The 17,646-nt window shown below is 33.4% G+C and carries 16 protein-coding genes and 1 tRNA gene; 11 read left to right on the top strand and 6 right to left on the bottom strand.

Features of this window, described 5'->3' with window-relative positions; all coding sequences use genetic code 11:
• Positions 1-80 precede the first annotated feature (80 nt).
• From LBV24_RS04280 to LBV24_RS04270, 3 genes are read left to right on the top strand one after another with little or no spacing between them, the layout of a single operon-like run.
• Entirely contained in the window at positions 81-941 is an 861-nt protein-coding gene (locus LBV24_RS04280; protein ID WP_224477357.1) for an MBL fold metallo-hydrolase, read from the top strand.
• 11 nt (positions 942-952) lie between these two features.
• Positions 953-2,557 (top strand): S8 family peptidase, encoded by a 1,605-nt coding sequence (locus LBV24_RS04275; RefSeq protein ID WP_224477356.1) that lies wholly within the window; start codon positions 953-955, stop codon positions 2,555-2,557.
• Between the two features lie 4 nt (positions 2,558-2,561).
• On the top strand, positions 2,562-4,367 hold the full coding sequence (locus LBV24_RS04270) for a M1 family metallopeptidase (RefSeq protein WP_224477355.1): 1,806 nt from the start codon (positions 2,562-2,564) through the stop codon (positions 4,365-4,367).
• Between the two features lie 44 nt (positions 4,368-4,411).
• On the opposite strand, the gene LBV24_RS04265 is transcribed toward LBV24_RS04270, so the two are convergent.
• Positions 4,412-5,602 carry a succinylglutamate desuccinylase/aspartoacylase family protein gene (locus LBV24_RS04265; protein ID WP_224477354.1) on the bottom strand — a complete coding sequence of 397 codons (1,191 nt, stop codon included), beginning with the start codon at positions 5,600-5,602 and terminating at the stop codon, positions 4,412-4,414.
• 1 nt (position 5,603) lies between these two features.
• Positions 5,604-7,448 (bottom strand): CBS domain-containing protein, encoded by a 1,845-nt coding sequence (locus tag LBV24_RS04260; protein WP_224477353.1) that lies wholly within the window; start codon positions 7,446-7,448, stop codon positions 5,604-5,606.
• Positions 7,449-7,588: 140 nt separating this feature from the next.
• Between LBV24_RS04260 and rnpA the strand changes: the two genes are divergently transcribed.
• From rnpA to LBV24_RS04245, 3 genes are all read left to right on the top strand, one after another.
• The gene (gene rnpA, locus LBV24_RS04255) at positions 7,589-7,966 is read left to right on the top strand and encodes a ribonuclease P protein component (RefSeq protein ID WP_224477352.1); all 378 of its coding nucleotides are present in this window, start codon (positions 7,589-7,591) and stop codon (positions 7,964-7,966) included.
• Positions 7,963-9,597 (top strand): S41 family peptidase, encoded by a 1,635-nt coding sequence (locus tag LBV24_RS04250; RefSeq protein ID WP_224477351.1) that lies wholly within the window; start codon positions 7,963-7,965, stop codon positions 9,595-9,597. The genes rnpA and LBV24_RS04250 overlap by 4 nt, the downstream gene beginning before the upstream one ends.
• 62 nt (positions 9,598-9,659) lie before the next feature.
• Entirely contained in the window at positions 9,660-10,499 is an 840-nt protein-coding gene (locus LBV24_RS04245) for an OmpA family protein (protein WP_224477350.1), read from the top strand.
• Here the strand turns inward: LBV24_RS04245 and LBV24_RS04240 are convergent.
• From LBV24_RS04240 to rpiB, 3 genes are read right to left on the bottom strand one after another with little or no spacing between them, the layout of a single operon-like run.
• Complete coding sequence (locus LBV24_RS04240; RefSeq protein ID WP_224477349.1) at positions 10,492-10,938, bottom strand: GNAT family N-acetyltransferase; 447 nt, start codon at positions 10,936-10,938, stop codon at positions 10,492-10,494. The two genes, LBV24_RS04245 and LBV24_RS04240, sit on opposite strands and share 8 nt — an antisense overlap.
• 3 nt (positions 10,939-10,941) lie before the next feature.
• Positions 10,942-11,856 (bottom strand): cation diffusion facilitator family transporter, encoded by a 915-nt coding sequence (locus LBV24_RS04235; protein WP_224477348.1) that lies wholly within the window; start codon positions 11,854-11,856, stop codon positions 10,942-10,944.
• Complete coding sequence (rpiB, locus tag LBV24_RS04230) at positions 11,857-12,291, bottom strand: ribose 5-phosphate isomerase B (protein ID WP_224477347.1); 435 nt, start codon at positions 12,289-12,291, stop codon at positions 11,857-11,859.
• A 622-nt stretch (positions 12,292-12,913) separates the two neighbouring features.
• Here rpiB and rnr point away from each other — a divergent pair.
• From rnr to LBV24_RS04205, 5 genes are read left to right on the top strand one after another with little or no spacing between them, the layout of a single operon-like run.
• Complete coding sequence (gene rnr / locus LBV24_RS04225; protein ID WP_224477346.1) at positions 12,914-15,118, top strand: ribonuclease R; 2,205 nt, start codon at positions 12,914-12,916, stop codon at positions 15,116-15,118.
• A 22-nt stretch (positions 15,119-15,140) separates the two neighbouring features.
• Positions 15,141-15,440, top strand: a complete 300-nt coding sequence (locus tag LBV24_RS04220; protein WP_224477345.1) for a YbjQ family protein — start codon at positions 15,141-15,143, stop codon at positions 15,438-15,440.
• Positions 15,441-15,452: 12 nt separating this feature from the next.
• Positions 15,453-16,124 carry a head GIN domain-containing protein gene (locus LBV24_RS04215; RefSeq protein ID WP_224477344.1) on the top strand — a complete coding sequence of 224 codons (672 nt, stop codon included), beginning with the start codon at positions 15,453-15,455 and terminating at the stop codon, positions 16,122-16,124.
• Between the two features lie 42 nt (positions 16,125-16,166).
• The gene (locus LBV24_RS04210; protein WP_224477343.1) at positions 16,167-16,862 is read left to right on the top strand and encodes a LysE family translocator; all 696 of its coding nucleotides are present in this window, start codon (positions 16,167-16,169) and stop codon (positions 16,860-16,862) included.
• A gap of 5 nt (positions 16,863-16,867) precedes the next feature.
• Entirely contained in the window at positions 16,868-17,515 is a 648-nt protein-coding gene (locus LBV24_RS04205) for a hypothetical protein (RefSeq protein WP_224477342.1), read from the top strand.
• A 33-nt stretch (positions 17,516-17,548) separates the two neighbouring features.
• Here the strand turns inward: LBV24_RS04205 and LBV24_RS04200 are convergent.
• Positions 17,549-17,619, bottom strand: a tRNA-Cys gene (locus LBV24_RS04200).
• Positions 17,620-17,646 lie beyond the last annotated feature (27 nt).

Below are 17,646 nucleotides of genomic sequence, written 5' to 3'. Positions count from 1 at the left end.
TTTTTTTCTCAACTCTAAAAATCCTAATAAAACCTAAAGATTAAAGGTGATTAAATACTATTTTGGTAAATTGCGCAATTATGAAATTATACCCCATAAATGCCGGTAACTTCAAGCTTGATGGTGGCGCTATGTTTGGCGTTGTGCCAAAGTCTTTATGGCAACGTACAAATCCTGCCGATAGCAATAATATGATTGATATTGCGGCACGTTGTTTGTTAATTGAAGATGGAGATCGATTAGTTTTAATTGACACAGGGATGGGAGACAAGCAAAGTGATAAATTTTATAGCTACTATTATCTTTGGGGAGATGACACTTTAGATAAATCATTATCTCAATACGGATTTAATAGAGAAGATGTCACAGATGTTTTTATGACACATCTACATTTTGATCATTGTGGAGGTAGCATACAGTGGAATAAGGAAAGAACGTTTTTGGAACCCGCTTTTAAAAATGCCTTTTTCTGGAGCAACGCAGACCATTGGAAATGGGCTACACAACCAAATAGACGTGAAAAAGCGTCATTTTTAAAAGAAAACATTCTACCGATGGAAGAATGTGGGCAACTAAAGTTTGTTGACCTTCCCGAACATGATATTTTAAAAGATTCGTCTCTGGGTTTTGATATTTTTTACGCAGACGGCCATACAGATAAACAAATGATTCCAATGATAAATTATAAGGGAAAAACCATTTGTTTTATGGCTGATTTATTACCCACAGCTGGTCATTTACCAATTCCATTTGTAATGGGATATGATACGCGTCCCCTTATAACGCTTGATGAAAAAGAGAAATTTCTCAATTTAGCTGCAGATAATAATTTCTATCTTTTTTTAGAGCACGACGCACACAACGAAATTATTACAGTACAACATACCGAGAAAGGAGTTCGTTTAAAAGAAACCCTTTCTTGTAATGATATATTTAACTAAAAACAATGTTTATGAATTTAAGTAAGAAACTTATTGGATCCTTAATGTTAATGGCGACGATAGTATTGGGTTGTGGCAGCACAGCAGATATTTTGTCTACACCTATTGAAAATATCGATACTTCTCCATTAAAAGTTACTGAATTAACAGAGTCAGAAAAGAAAAATTGGGGTCACCTAGATTTGGAAAGAGACACTATTCCTGGTATGGCGGTTGATAGGGCATATGCTGAAATTATTAAAAACAAAAAGGGGCAAAAGGTTATTGTTGCGGTAATAGATTCTGGTATTGATATTGACCATGAGGATTTAGATGGTGTAATATGGACAAACAAGGACGAAGTCCCTAACAATGGAAAAGATGATGACAAAAACGGATATATCGACGATATACATGGGTGGAATTTTTTAGGCGACACCTACAATGAACAATTAGAATTTGTACGATTAATCGTTTCTGGTGACACATCAAACCCAAGATTTGAAGAAGCCAAAAAACAGTACGAAGAAGATTATCAGCTCTGGACGAATAGAAAAATGCAATATGATCAAATTGCTCAAGCGGTTAAAAATGCTGATGAAGCACTGGTAAAAGTTCTTGGTAAGAAGGATTACACTATTGAGGAGGTAAATGCAATAAAGTCTGAAGACCAAAATGTTATGCAGGCTGTTCAAATAGCAAACAATATTAATGCAAACGGGTTAACAATGCAGGATGCAAAAAAAGAAATTGATGGGGCCCTTGTTAGTATTAATGAGCGTCTTAATTATAACCTAAATAAAGACTTCAAAGGAAGAAAGCTTAATGATAATATAAATGATTTGTCAGATACTGGTTACGGCAATGGTAATGTAAAACCAATGGTGAAGGACGAATCACACGGCACTCATGTTGCGGGTATTATTGCTGCCGAAAGAAACAATGGTCTTGGCGCAAATGGTGTTGCTAACAATGTTGAAATAATGGCCCTTAGAGTTGTGCCTAACGGTGATGAATATGATAAAGATGTTGCGCTTGCAATACGTTATGCTGTAGATAATGGTGCAAAAGTCATTAATGGGAGTTTTGGTAAATCATTTTCGCCACATAGTGACTGGGTAAGAGACGCCATTAAATATGCTGGTGACAATGATGTGGTTTTTGTGCATGCGGCAGGGAATGACAGCAATAACGTTGATGTAGAACCAAATTTTCCTGATGATAATGTAAACTTTGTTGAGGTCTCGGATAATTACATTAGAGTGGGTTCATTAACTCAAAATTATGGCTCAAAAATGGTGTCTGGTTTTTCAAACTACGGAAAGAAAAACGTAGATGTTTTTGCGCCAGGTTCTTCCGTATACTCAACAACGCCAGAAAATGAATATGATTTTAAAGGCGGTACTTCCATGGCTGCTCCAGGTGTTGCTGGGATAGCTGCCCTAGTTAGGTCACAATACCCTAATTTATCGGCATCACAAGTTAAACAAGTAATACTAGATTCTGGCCTGCCTTTAACGACTAAAGTGGTTGTGGGTGGAGACGCGTCTAATGTAAAGGCGTTTTCAGAATTATCAAAGTCAGGCAAAATTGCCAACGCGTACAATGCGTTAATAATGGCCTCAAAACTAAAATAAGACCATGAAGAAATTTTTTGTAAGTCTTTTTTGCGCCACAATAGTTTTTGTTTGTGGCGCAGATGTATCCAGTTTAAATAGGGTTGACCAAATACAACCGTCCAATCCAGGATATTGGCAACAGCACGTAGACTATTCTATGGAAATTGATATGGATGTTAATTCTTATCAGTATATGGGTAAACAAACTCTAGTATATACTAATAATTCTCCAGATGTACTAAACAGGGTTTACTATCACTTATATTTTAACGCCTTTCAACCAGGAAGTGAAATGGACGTGCGCTCCAGAACTATTGCGGACCCAAGTGCTAAGATCGGTGATAGAATCAGTAAACTAAAACCTAATGAAATTGGATATATAAAGGTAAACTCACTACAGCAAAATGGAAATTCTGTTCAATTTGAAACTGTGGGTACCGTGTTAGAGGTAGATTTAAATCAGGCTATTCAACCAGGTGAAAAAGTTACGTTCTATATGGAATTTAATGCTCAGGTTCCTGTTCAAATACGTCGTTCTGGAAGAAACAACAAAGAAGGCGTGGCCCTTTCTATGGCGCAATGGTATCCAAAAATAGCTGAATATGATGATGAAGGTTGGCATGCGGACCCATATATAGCAAGAGAGTTTCATGGTGTTTGGGGAGATTTTGATATAAAATTGGCAATTGACGCCAACTACGTTGTTGGCGGAACTGGTTATTTACAAGGTGCGCCAAAAAGTAAGGGCGATAAAAAAGAATATCATTTCAAAGCGCCTCGAGTTCATGATTTTACTTGGGCCGCAGATCCAGATTTTAAGCACGATACATTAGAAATGCCAAATGGTCCAACGCTTCATTTTTACTACAAAAAAACAATGAATAAAAAGTATCTGGACAACTGGAAGAAACTTCAGTCGGATACTGCAAAGCTAATGGGGTTCTTTAGTGAAAACGTCGGCAAGTATCCTTACGATCAATATTCTGTTATACAGGGAGGTGATGGTGGTATGGAATACGCCATGTGTACTTTAATAACTGGTGAACGAAATTATGGCAGTTTACTTAGTGTTACATCACATGAAATGGCGCACACATGGTTTCAATTTTTATTGGCCAGTAACGAAGCAAAGCACGAGTGGATGGACGAAGGGTTTACAAGCTATATTTCAACATTGGCCACAAATTCATTAAAAGGCAACACTGGAGAAAATCCGTTTAAAAACTCTTATAGGCGATATATATCTTTAGCTAATTCAGGCTACGAACAGCCTTTGACTACTCATGCAGACAGGTATGCTTATAATCAGGTTTACGGAACCGCAGCATATAGTAAAGGCTCTGTGTTTTTGTCTCAACTTGGATATGTGATTGGAGAAGAAAATCTTAAAAAAACGATTAAAAAGTATTTTAATGATTTTTCATTTAAACACCCCAAACCTATGGATATTGTGCGAACAGCAGAGCGTGTTTCAGGTTTAGAGCTTGATTGGTATCTAATTGATTTTGGGCAGACCACAAACACAATTGATTATGGTATAAAGTCCGTTTACGGTAATGTAATCGTTTTGGAGCGTATTGGGTTAATGCCTATGCCTATTGATTTAACGGTTACCTATGATGATGGTTCGCAAGAAGCGTTTTATATACCACTTCAGATGATGAGGGGTGAAAAACCGACTGACGCTACAATTGCTTCTGATTGGGCCTGGGCCATGCCAACCTATAGGCTTAAAACAAATAAAAATGTAAAAGTTGTTGAAATTGACAGCTCTGAATTTATGGCTGACGTAAAAAGAGAAAACAACACGTACAGCTTAGAAAAGTAATACTTAAAAATATAAAACCGTATTTCGGTTGAATGCGGTTTTATTTAATACCACTTTTCGTTTTTATACATTTCTTTTTTGGAAACACGTTCTCGGTTGTATAATAGTGAATGTGTCTCATCAATTTGCTTGTTTCTGTAGCCAAACAAATGGAATATTGACTTGGCCATGAATCGAGTAACTGAGAGGTTTGCTTTTAATGCGCCTTGTTGTTTATTGTGCCAGGTAATTCCGGGTAGGGCAGTTAACAAACTATCTGCTTTAATATGTCTCATAAACGCAGAAAGCTTTAAGAATATTCTTGGTATTTGTCTGATTATAAAGAATCCATCATTGCCGGAATTTTGATATAATGGCATAAACAATTTAGCATTATACTCAGAGTAAATTTTTTCGCCGTTGGATGTGGCTAAAAAAGTTCCCTTTTTAATATTTTGAAAACTTTCAAATCCTTTCTCCATTACAAACAACTCTTTAGGTTGTATGTGGTGTTTATATATTACCTCGTAAATTGACGATATGTTGTGTGACGCGTCTTTTAAAATTTTCTCAAATTGGTCAATAGTGCCTAATTTATCACTTCTAATATGCCCAGTGTGTCTAAGTGTTAAATGTATAAATGCCTCGCAACTTTTTATTGCTTGAGGGTCAACGTGCTGTCCGCCTTCAAAACCTAATGAAACATAGCCCAATTTGTTTAAGTAACTTAAAAGTGGCCCTTCTAGATATTCTTCAATACCAAGTACAATGGGAACAGGAAAACACTGTGAAAACTTCCTGTTTATCATAGCGTCATTTATGGTTATAAACGGTAGGCTTTTGCTTGAGGTGGTATGCAAGTCTATAAAATACTTTGGAGCCGAAGTAGTTTCGAAAATTTGTTTAAGAATTTTAAATAATTCTATCTGCTCCATTTCTTCAACCTCATAATCTGTTTTCGATTCAAGAGCACTCAATTTGTCTGTCGTCCAAATTCGATTTAAATCAAATTTTAAAAACCGCTTGTTCTTTTTCAGCGCTTTTATATTTCCATAAATGGCATATATTTCTCCATGCAATTCTTGGGTATCAACCTTGTTTAAAACTTTGTTTAAGGCATCTACACCAGCGTATTCATTTCCGTGAATTCCTCCAAAAAATACCGTTGTTCCTCCTGGGTATTTTCCTTTTAAATGATGAAAAACCCTTTTTGGTGTAGCTTGCTTTTCTTTATGGGACTTAATTGTTGTCTGCATTTTAAAAATCACTAGAAGTAAGTATGCCCAATAGCTCTTTATTTCTAACAACAGGCAGACAGTTAATATCGTGTACTTTCATTAAATTCTTTGCGTCCTCTAAACGGGCCTCTTGTGTAATAGTGATAAGGTTTTTGGTCATTACATCTTTGACTCGCAAATGTAAATCTTTATTGCCTAATTTAATTAAATCTGTCCAAGATAATAAACCGGCTAATTCTTTCTTTTTGTTTATCACAGGTAGGTGATGAATTTTTTTCCATCGCATTATGTTGCTAACCAACTCTAAACTATCGTTAACATCTACAAGCAACATCTTAGAATTCATATTGTGCTTTACGATTCTGCTTATATCAATTTTTAGGTTGTCGTCAGGATTAAAAACCTTCCACGTATCAACAGTACTACCGTCTAATTGATGTTTATGCATAAATGCAGTAATATTTTGTAGCGCTTCAAAATTTGTTTTTGTTTTTTGTAGCGACCTGTAATTATTCACAATCCATTCTGCGCCATTATTAGATTCAGCGCGTCTTTTAATAATTAAGAGGTATTTATCAATATCATTTTTGTCAATCTTCATTTGGTTTAAGCCCTCTCTAGAAATGGGCAATAGTTCCTCAAGAATTAAATCTTTAGCGGATATTAAATTATTATTCCACTTAAACTGCGTTTCCATTCCGTTTCTAGCGGCTTTAAAGAAATTGTTCTTAATATCCTTGAAATCCATCTTATCGTGAATGTTCTTATAACTTTCTGGCTGACCCTGCATCAGCCCTACCCAAAATACCATATTAGCTACTTCATCTGTAAGGGTAGGCCCTGATGGAATATATCTACATTCTATTCTTAAATGTGGTTTCCCGCCACCTACACCATAACATACTCTGTTCCATTTATAAACAGTGCCATTATGAAGTTGTAACGCTTTTAGTTTTGGGATTTTGCCTTTAACTAGAATGTCTAAGCTATTATCATGTTCGTTCGATGTTAATAGGCTTCTAAATCTTGAAATATGGTCTCTAAAAATGTCGGTAACACTTCCCCGTTCCCAATCTGCACCAAAGCTCACTCTTGATTCTTTTTCGTTGTGTATAAGAGAATTCGCTCTGGTATCAATACTTTGCGTAAACAAGGCTATTCTGGTCTCAGCCCACAACTCCCTTCCAAATAATAAAGGTGAATTTGCACAACTAGCCAAAACAGGTCCAGCAATTGCTTGCGCCCAATTGTACTTGTCTACAAATTCATTTGGATTTATCTGTAAGTGAGTTTGAAAGCTTGTATTGCAAGCCTCTAACATTACATTGTCGTGAATAAGATTTAGTTCGTCAACACCTTTTATGTGGATATTAAAATGCTCTCTCCTAGAATCCTTAAGCGCTTCATTAAGAATATGGTATCTAGGCATATCGGTCATGCAATCTTCGCTAATATGCTTAAGTCTTAAGGTTGGTAAAACGCCTGTTAAAATTATTTTTGAACTTTTCTTTTTGGCCTCTTTGTTAGCTTTTTGTAGTAAATCTTCAAACTGTTTTTGAAGCTTAGAAAAACAGTCGCCCTCAAGTTTTAAGGGGTCTGAATTAATCTCTAGATTGTATTTTCCTATTTCTGTAGTGAAATGATCGTCATTTATAGCCTCTAAAATTTCAATATTATTGTTCTTTGGAAAATAACGTTCAGATACAACACAGAATTCTTGTTCTGCACCAATTCTAATGGGCTCTTCTTCAATCAATCCTTTATTTAGCATAATATCTAAAGCTTCTAGATCTTTTACTAAATGGTGAATATATAATGCTTTATCTTTAGGGCTTTTAAGTTGTTTGACGTTTAAATGTCCCATTTTTAAGGCGAGCTATTGATTAACCTATGTAAGTTACTCTAATTAAAAGGCTTAAAACATGATTTTTATCATGGCTGTCCTACAGACTTATTTGATAAAACAAATTACAATTCTATTTTTACGACCAATAATTCCTTGTAATGTCCTTAAAATACGGTAAAAAAGACAAGCTGAAAAGTAAAAAAACCATAGAGCGCCTCTTTAATGAAGGAAGGTCGATTACGGTTTATCCTTTGCGCTTGGTATATTTAGAAACCGAATTCAACGATAATAGCATCCTTAAAACAGGGGTTTCTGTAAGTAAAAAACACCACAAAACAGCAGTTTCTAGAAATAGAATTAAAAGACTTTTAAGAGAGGCCTACAGGCTTAACAAGCTAAAATTCTTTAACAATAGTTCAACATCTTATGCGTTTATGATTTTGTACCTTAGTAAGGATGGAACAAATTTTGCAGATATTAATAGTACTATGAAAATGTTGTTTCAGAAATTTCTTGATAAAACCTCAAACCAATGAAAAAAATTCTACATAAAAGATTAATAATACCAGGCTTAGCATTGGTTTTGTTTGTGAGCACCACAGCATTTAAGAATGACTTCTTCGAAATTGCTAAACAAATTGAGATTTTTACTACTCTTTTTAAGGAACTTAACATGAACTATGTTGATGACACCAATCCCGGTGATCTTATGGATACGGCAATAAAAAGCATGTTAGATGATTTAGATCCCTATACACAATTCTACAATGAACAAGACGTTGAAGCTTCTAGAATAAATAATGCTGGAGACTATACCGGAATAGGCGCAAAGGTTTTAACACTTAAAGATAAACTAGTAATTGTAGAACCTTATAAAGGCTATGCAGCTGATAAATCCGGTCTCAAAGCTGGTGATGAAATTATTAAAGTAGATAATGTTATAGTTTCTGATTTTAAGGATGATGCAGCTAATTTGTTACAGGGTGCTGCTGGTACTGAGGTGATGATAACCTATAAGCGCCAAGGACAAACCAATGCTGTAAAAATTATACGTGAATCACTAGAAATTAAAGCGGTGCCACACTACTCTATGGTAGATGAAAAAACAGGTTACATCGTGTTGCGTAAGTTTAATGATAAAGCATCTTCTGAAACCATAAGTGCATTAAGAGCTCTAAAAAATCAAGGTGCTTCACAGTTAATTTTAGATTTACGAGGAAATCCGGGAGGGCTTTTAAACGAGGCGGTTAATGTCACAAACATATTTGTACCAAAAAACCAATTAGTGGTAACAACTAAATCTAAGGTGAAAAAGTATAACAAAACCTATTATACCAGACGAGATGCTGTTGATACAGAAATTCCATTAGTTGTGTTAATTGACGGTAGTAGTGCTTCCGCAAGTGAAATTGTGTCTGGCGCACTGCAAGATGTTGATCGCGCAGTTGTAGTTGGTACCAGAAGTTTTGGAAAGGGATTAGTTCAAAGACCAAAGGCACTTACCTATGGAACACAAATGAAAATAACCATTTCTAGATATTACACACCTTCTGGCCGTTGCATACAAGCTCTTGATTATTGGAATAGAGATGAAAGCGGTAACGCTACAAGGGTGAAAAAGGAAAACTACAATACCTTTAAAACACGTAATGGGAGAGAAGTCTTTGATGGTGGTGGTATTGAACCAGATATTGAAGTTGAATTTGCTAAACAGACACCAATAACAAAAGCAATATTAAGTGAAAACTTGATTTTTAATTTTGCTACGGATTATTATTATAACAATACATTAAATGACCTAAACACCTATAAGTTTCCCGAAACTGAATTTAATAAATTCAAAAACTATCTAAAAAGTTCAGGGTTTGATTTTGAAACCGAGACAGAAAAAGCTTTTAATAAAGCTATGATTGTGGCTGAAGGGGAAGAATTAGATGGCATTGTTGATTCCGAGTTTCACAATATCTCCGCTGCTATCCAAGCTTATAAGTCAAACGCCATTGATGCAAATAAAACACAATTAAAATCGCTTTTAACAGACGAAATTATTAAGCGATATTTCTACAGTGAAGGATTATATACATACTACAAGGCTAATAATCCTGAGATAAAAAAAGCATTAAGTATTCTCAATAATCCTACGCAATACGCCAGTATTTTGAGATAAAAGTTAAAATTATTTATATTTAACATTATAGAATTTCTAAATATTAAACAAAATCAAACGAAATGAAATATGTGCTCGTTTTAATGTGCCTTTGTTTCCAGCTCTCTTTTTCGCAAAAAGAGTTGAAGCATCAGGTATACTTTGAAACGGATAAATATGAGGTACCTGAAACAGAACACAGTAGATTGCTATTGTTCTTGTCTAATATTGAAAATCTAGATATTGAAAAGGTATCGATCTACGGATTTTGTGACGATAGAGGCAGTGATTCTTATAATCTTGTTCTTTCTCAGCAACGTGCAGACGCTATAAAAGAAATATTCTCTAACAATGAATTTGATGAGTCAAAAATTACAAATGTTGATGGTAAGGGCGAAATATTAGTAAACATAGTTCACGAGGAAAATTTAAGTAAAATACGCGGACTAAACCGTAAAGTAGAAATTATTGCGCAGCCATATGATCCTCCAAGACAAATTGTTTCTAAACCAGTCAAGAAAACAACTGAAGAAAAACTAAAGGGTGATTTAAAAGAAGGTGATAAAATCCTTTTGGAAAATATCTTATTTAAAACAGGTTACAGTTATTTAACAAAAGAGTCTAAAATCCGTTTGGATAGAATCGCTGATGTACTTGTAGAACGGAAAGATATATATTTCACCGTAGAGGGCCATGTGTGTTGTACTTATGGAACTCGTGATGCTATAGACAGAAAAACTAAAAAGCGAAATTTATCGGTCGCAAGAGCTAAAACAGTCTATGATTTTCTTGCCAAAAAAGGAGTAAGTAGATCTAGAATGCGTTATGTGGGTTTAAAACGAAAATATCCACTAGGTGGAGAACCAGCATATGATAGACGTGTAGAAATACAAGTAACACAAATAGATAAAACTGCTAATTAGTTTTTAGCATATTAATATGCGGTATACCATCTTCAAGGTACTCCTCTCCTACTTCTAAAAATCCTAAATTATTATAGAAACTTTTTAAATAGGTCTGTGCAGAAATTCTAATTTCTGAGACATTATACTTTTGTGAAACAGCTTGTATTGAAACTTCCATAATATCATTACCGTACTTATGATGTCGTTGTGTTTCCTTAACCACTACCCTGCCAATACCTGCTTCTTCAAAATAATCACCTGGTTTAAATATCCTTGTATAAGCAACTAACTTATTCTCTATATAACCTAAAACATGGAGTGCTTTCTGGTCTTTGCCATCAACATCTTGATAAACACAGTCTTGCTCTACAACAAATACTTCACTACGTAGTTGAAGTAAATCGTACAGCTCTTGTGTTGTTAATTCCTGAAATGTCTTAACTAAAGTTTTGAGCATAATTTAATCTTGAACAATAACATCCTTAGCATCGCATTTGCCATATTCTGGTTGAATATTAATATGGTTAATATCATACTTGTGGTAAATTAATTCTTCAATAGAATTTAAAATAACATCAAATTGTGATAATGTAATATCCTCTTTAAAATCAATATGAGCTTCGAGATGAATTTCTTCCTCATTTAATTGCCATATATGTACATGATGTACATTTTTTACAGCATCAATAGTTTGAATATCCTCTACTATAGATTTTACCGAAGTTGAATCTGGTGTAAATAACATTAGTACTTTAAACGAATTTTTTAATAAATCCCAACCCATTACAACCAGGTAAACTGCTATTGCTAATGTTAACACACTATCTATCCACCAGATTTCATAATATTTCATCAATAATCCACCAATAAGAACTGCAACACTTGCCAACATATCTGTTAATAAATGAAGGTAAGCACTCTTGAGATTCATATTGTCATCTGCATTCTTTTTAAGTAATAAAACACTAAATCCATTACCTAAAATAGCAATAATAGATAACCATATAACAAGATTAGATTCTATTTCTTGAGGGTTTCTAAAACGTTCAATTGCCTCAATAATTAATAAAACCGCCACAACTATTAATGTCGCAGCATTAATAAAAGCAGCTAAAATTTCAGCTCGTTTATAGCCGAAAGTACGTTTTAATGAAGCTTTTTTCTTGACTAATTTATTAGCTATCCAACTAATAATTAAGGATATAACATCACTAAAATTATGAAGCGCATCACTTAATAAAGCTAAACTACCAGAAACTATTCCACCAATTACTTGAGCTACAGTAATAGCAATATTTAGAAATATAGAAATTAATAAATTTCGACTGTTTAGATCGTGGTGGTGGGAATGGTTATGAGAGTGAGAATGACCCATCTAACATGATAATGGGATTTTATCTATACGTCTTTTATGACGACCTCCTTCAAATTCTGTTTCTAAAAATACATCTACCATTTTAATAGCCTGTGGTATAGAAGTAAACCTTGCTGGTATGCAAATTATATTAGCATTATTATGCTGTCTAGCTAATTCGGTGATTTCACTATTCCAACATACACCAGCTCTAACGTTTTGATATTTATTGGCTGTCATACCAACACCGTTAGCTGTACCACAAATTAAAATCCCTAGATCCACCCTTCCGTTATTGACATCACTTGCAACAGGATGAACAAAATCTGGATAATCTGCACTATCAGTTGTATCTGTACCATAATTTTTGATAGTATATCCCTTAGTTTTAAGGTGCTCTATAATTGCAGATTTATACTCTGGTCCTGCATGGTCGTTACCAATTGAAATAGTCATTTTTTTTGCTATTAATTATAAAGCACAAATTTACAATTTTTTAAAACTGGTTAATAGAATATATCATTACATGTTAATAACTGTTTACAACTATTTAAAATATTAATTAGGAATATCTAATAATTTTTTCAAACAAAAACTGAATATTAATAACCAAATAAGTTAGCTATTATTTTAAATGAAGTTATCAATAAATCAAATAGAGGAAATGAACAAAAACTTTGAGAAATATTATCAATAAAAACTATTAACATCTATTATCAACAGATGTTTACAATAAATGAAAATAACCTATTAATCAATTAGTTAATTATAATTAATGTGTTAATTACAGACTAATAAAGTGTAAACTAAATTCTTTCAAAAGAAAATTTATAAAACTTATACGCACTATTAACAGACTATAATAACCATTATTTATTTTTTAAAATTTTAAAAGAAAAATGATAATAGTATATATAATTGTGGATAAGTGATTTTAAGTTTTTAAAATTTACTAAATACTATCTAATATTATTAATGTAGCTTTGTAAAGAACTTAATATCTTCACTTCCACCTATATTAAGTTTAAAATGAAGAATTCCTAACACTTTTAGGAAATGAATATGATTATAAATTTAAATGACAAGAAAGAAAAAAAGGAGATCTAGAAACAATAAGATTTCCAACCTTACAAATACGATTCTAAGTATTTTAAAAAAAGAAAGAAATAAGACTTTTAATTATAAACAAATAGCTTCAAAACTCGGTGTAAATGACGCGAGTAGTCGAAACCAAATTATCAAAAAACTAGCCCAATTAAAGGTAAAAGGTGAGATAGAAGAAGTAGATAGAGGAAAATTTAAAGCTATTGTCAATACTGAGTATCACACTGGAATATTAGATTTATCTGCTAAAGGAAATGGTTATATAATCAGTAATGACTTTGAAAATGACGTTTTTGTTGCTTCTAATAATATTAATAAGGCCTTAGATGGTGATGAAGTTGAGTTTTATGCTTACCGAAGAAAACATCGAGGTAAACAAGAAGGTGAGATCACCAATATTATCAAGCGAACAAAATCAGATTATGTAGGTACTATCCAAATTCAGAATAGTAAAAAGTTTGCATTTGTAGTAGCTGATAGTCCAAAAATGTATACAGATATTTTTGTACCTATAAATAAAATCAAGAAGGCTGAGGATGGAGATAAAGTTTTAGTAAAACTTACTGACTGGCCAGAAAATGCAAGTTCTCCTTATGGTAAAGTAACTGAAGTATTAGGTAAACCAGGAGAGCACAGTACTGAAATACATTCTATTTTAGCTGAGTATGGATTACCACACCAATTCCCTCTAGAAGTTGAAGCCTATGTTAATAAATTAGACACTTCTATTACTGAAGAAGAAATTGCAAAACGTAGAGATATGCGTAAAGATTTAACCTTTACGATAGACCCAAAAGATGCAAAAGATTTTGACGATGCACTTTCATTTAAGGTTTTAGAAAACGGACTTTATGAAATAGGGATTCATATTGCAGATGTATCACATTACGTTAAACCAGATACGGTTTTAGATGACGAAGCTTATGAAAGAGCCACATCAATATACCTTGTAGATAGAGTAGTACCTATGCTACCAGAGATTTTATCTAATGGTGCATGTTCCTTGCGACCACGTGAAGAAAAATATACTTTTTCTACAGTGTTTAAAATGAATGATAATTGCGAAATTAAGGATCAATGGTTTGGTAGAACCGTAACTTATTCTGATGCTAGATTTGCATACGAAGAAGCACAGGCGATAATTGAAACAAAAAGCAGTGTTATACCTCAAGAAGTTTCTTTAACTGGTGAAACCTATAACACTGATCAGTCAATCACAGATGCTATTTTAAAATTAGATGAATTGGCTAAGAAAATGCGTACAAAAAGAATGCGTACTGGTGCAATTTCATTTGATAAGGTTGAAGTTAAATTTAATCTAGACGAGGAAGCAAATCCAGTAGGTGTATTCTTTAAGACTAGTAAAGATGCGAATAAACTTATAGAAGAGTTTATGTTATTGGCAAATAAACAAGTAGCTGAGTTTATTGGTAAGCAGAATCCTAAAAAGACATTTGTTTATCGCGTACATGATGAACCAGATGATTCTAAACTTGCTCAATTACAAACTGTTGTTGGTCGTTTTGGACATAAGTTAAATTTTAAGGACGGAAAAAGTGTTGCCTCTTCCTTAAATAAACTATTAACAGATGTAGTTGGTAAAAAAGAACAAAACCTTGTGGATACTTTAGCTATAAGGACTATGTCTAAGGCAGAATACACGACACAAAATATTGGCCATTATGGTCTTGCGTTTCAGTATTACAGTCATTTTACATCACCGATAAGGCGTTATCCAGATGTTATGGCACATAGATTATTACAACACTATCTCGATGGTGGTAAGTCAGCAAATGAAGATATCTATGAAGAGAAATGTAAGCACAGTAGTAATATGGAATATTTAGCAACTAAGGCTGAAAGAGATTCTATCAAATACATGCAGATTAGATTTATGCAGGACCACCAAGATGAAGAATTTTTAGGTGTAATTTCCGGTGTTACCGATTGGGGAATTTATGTAGAAATTATATCAAATAAATGCGAAGGTATGGTGAGCGTTAGAGATATGAAAGATGATACATATGATTTTGATCAGGACCATTACGCTATGATTGGTCGTCATAACCATAAAATGTATCAACTTGGAGAAGAAGTTATTGTTAAAGTTAAAAATACGGATTTAGTAAAAAAGCATTTAGATTTTTATCTAGTTGGAAAAGCAGTTAATGAAGATTAATTTTGTGTAACAATCCATTATTATGATTTTAACAACAACAAATTCTATTGAAGGCTATAAAATAGCTGATTACCTTGGTATTGTCACTGGCGTAGCAATAAATGAAAAAAAATTAGCCATGGGTTTCAGTATTTCTAAGTATTATCAGGCAATTCAATCTAGTATTGATGAAGTTAAAGAAAATGCGTTTCAAACACTCACGGAAAATGCCAGAAAATTAAACGCTAATGCTGTCGTTGGCATAAAAGTTGAAATAGAATTAACAACAAGTAATTATGCAATGGTCTCAGTAACCGGAACCGCTGTAAAAGCCACAGAATAAAATATAGCTATTATGAAAAAATTCGCATTAATCCTATCCCTTGTTTTTAGTATTACACTATTTGCTCAAGATACTGTTGAGAAAACAATTGGAGAATTCAAGACCGTAAAAGTTTATGATTTAATAAACTTAAATATGATTCAATCAAAAGAAAACAAAGTTGTTATTTCTGGTAAAAACAGAAAAGATGTAGAAGTAGTAAACAAAAACGGAAAACTTAAAATAAGAATGAATATTGAGGAAATTTATGATGGCAATGATACTGTTGTAAATCTTCATTACACCTCAGTTGACGAGATTGATGCTAATGAAGGAGCCAAAGTCGTTGTTAAGGACACTATAGAACAATTTGAGATTGAATTAAGAACTCAGGAGGGTGCCGAAATTACAGCAGAATTAAAAACGAGTTTTGCAACAGTTAGGGCAGTAACAGGTGGAATAATTAATGTTACTGGTCAATCTAAAAATCAAGATGTATCTATTTATACAGGAGGTATTTTAAATGGTGAGGAATTTGTAACAGAAAAAACGGATGTAAGTGTAAATGTCGCAGGTGAAGCTTACATAAATGCTACAGAATTTGTTGATGTTAGAATAAGAGCAGGTGGAGATGTTTTTATTTACGGAAACCCTAAAAAAGTTGATAAAAGCCGTGTATTTGGCGGTCGTATTAAACGCATGTAATCCTATAAGATTTATTACTTTTGTTTAAACGGCAATGTTTACATGATCGATGATATATTAACAGCAATTCCTTTTGGTATAATACTGGCCTTTACGATTGGCCCAGTTTTCTTTGTATTATTAGAAACTGGAGCAACCAAAGGATTTAAAAGTGCTGTTATTTTTGATCTAGGCGTAATTTTCGCAGATGTTGTTTTTATTGCCTTAGCCTTTTTTAGTACTAATAAACTGGTAGATAAAATAAAAGACGATCCCAATTTTCTCATTTTTGGAGGAGTGTTATTGGTCGTTTACGGCATCATATCTTTTATTAAAACCTCAAGATCCTTTCGTTCTATAGTTAAAGAATATGGCAGGATTGAATTACCCAAAAAGGACTATGGTAGACTTTTTATAAAGGGATTCTTATTGAATTTTATAAATATTGGAGTGCTTTTAGGGTGGTTAGGATTTATAGTTGTTGGTACTTCATTAACAACTTCTGAGAATGGCGTAATTATTTTTATTTCTACCATGTTGATTACTTATTTTTTAACAGATTTAGTAAAGATTGCATTAGCTAAAAGACTTAAAAACAAGTTAACACCGAGACGTGTATTCAAGACCAAAAAAATAGTTGCCTTGGTAATTCTAGGTTTTGGAGTTTTGTTATTGAGTCAGGGCCTATTCCCTGAGCTTTATGAGAAAAGTAAAGAGCAGATAGAAAGGGTTAAACCTAAAGATCTCAACATAAATTAAATATTATGAAAAAGAGTTTATTAATAATCTTATTTACCCTTTTTGTTTTTAGTGGATTCTCACAAAGTAGAACAGAACATTATGTGTTGCCAGAATTTACAGAAGGCATTGTACTTTTAAAAAATGGCGAAAGGAGCAAAGGTATTTTAAACTACAATGCCCTAACAGACAATATTATCATACAGAAAGAAGGTAAATTAATGCCATTAAATAATAATCTCGCTAGAAATACGGACACACTTTATGTAAGCAACCGTAAGTTTGTGAATAGGCACGGCAAGTTTATGGAGCTTTTATTAAACTCTAACGGCACTTTGTTTGTTGAATATTATTGTGTTTTAAAGTCAAACACAGAAGATAGAAATGCCTATGGAAGCTCAAGTCAAACCAGCACAACTGTTGTGGCCTCACAAGTTAGAAACCAAGGTGTGTTGTATAATCTTGAATTACCTGAACTATATGTTGCAGAATTAAAGTTGCGCTACCACTTTATCAAAGATGGTAGGGAATCGGGTTTTGAAACAATAAGAGATATAAAGAAGTTTTATGCAAACCGTAAAAAAGAATACAATTCTTTCAAGAAATCAAATAAGGTGGATTATAAGAACCCTAAGAGCGTTGCCGAATTGGTTTCATATCTAAACTCTTTATAATAAAAAAAACCCCTTTATTAAAGAGGTTTTTTGAGGCGTCTAGCGGATTCGAACCGCTGTACAAGGTTTTGCAGACCTTTGCCTAGCCACTCGGCCAAGACGCCTTTTATAAGGTGAGCAAATATAAAAAT

Source organism: Winogradskyella vincentii (assembly GCF_020166345.1).
Classification (GTDB): domain Bacteria; phylum Bacteroidota; class Bacteroidia; order Flavobacteriales; family Flavobacteriaceae; genus Winogradskyella; species Winogradskyella vincentii.
Note: the sequence above shows the minus strand (reverse complement) of the source record. Positions and strands in the feature narration are given on the sequence as shown.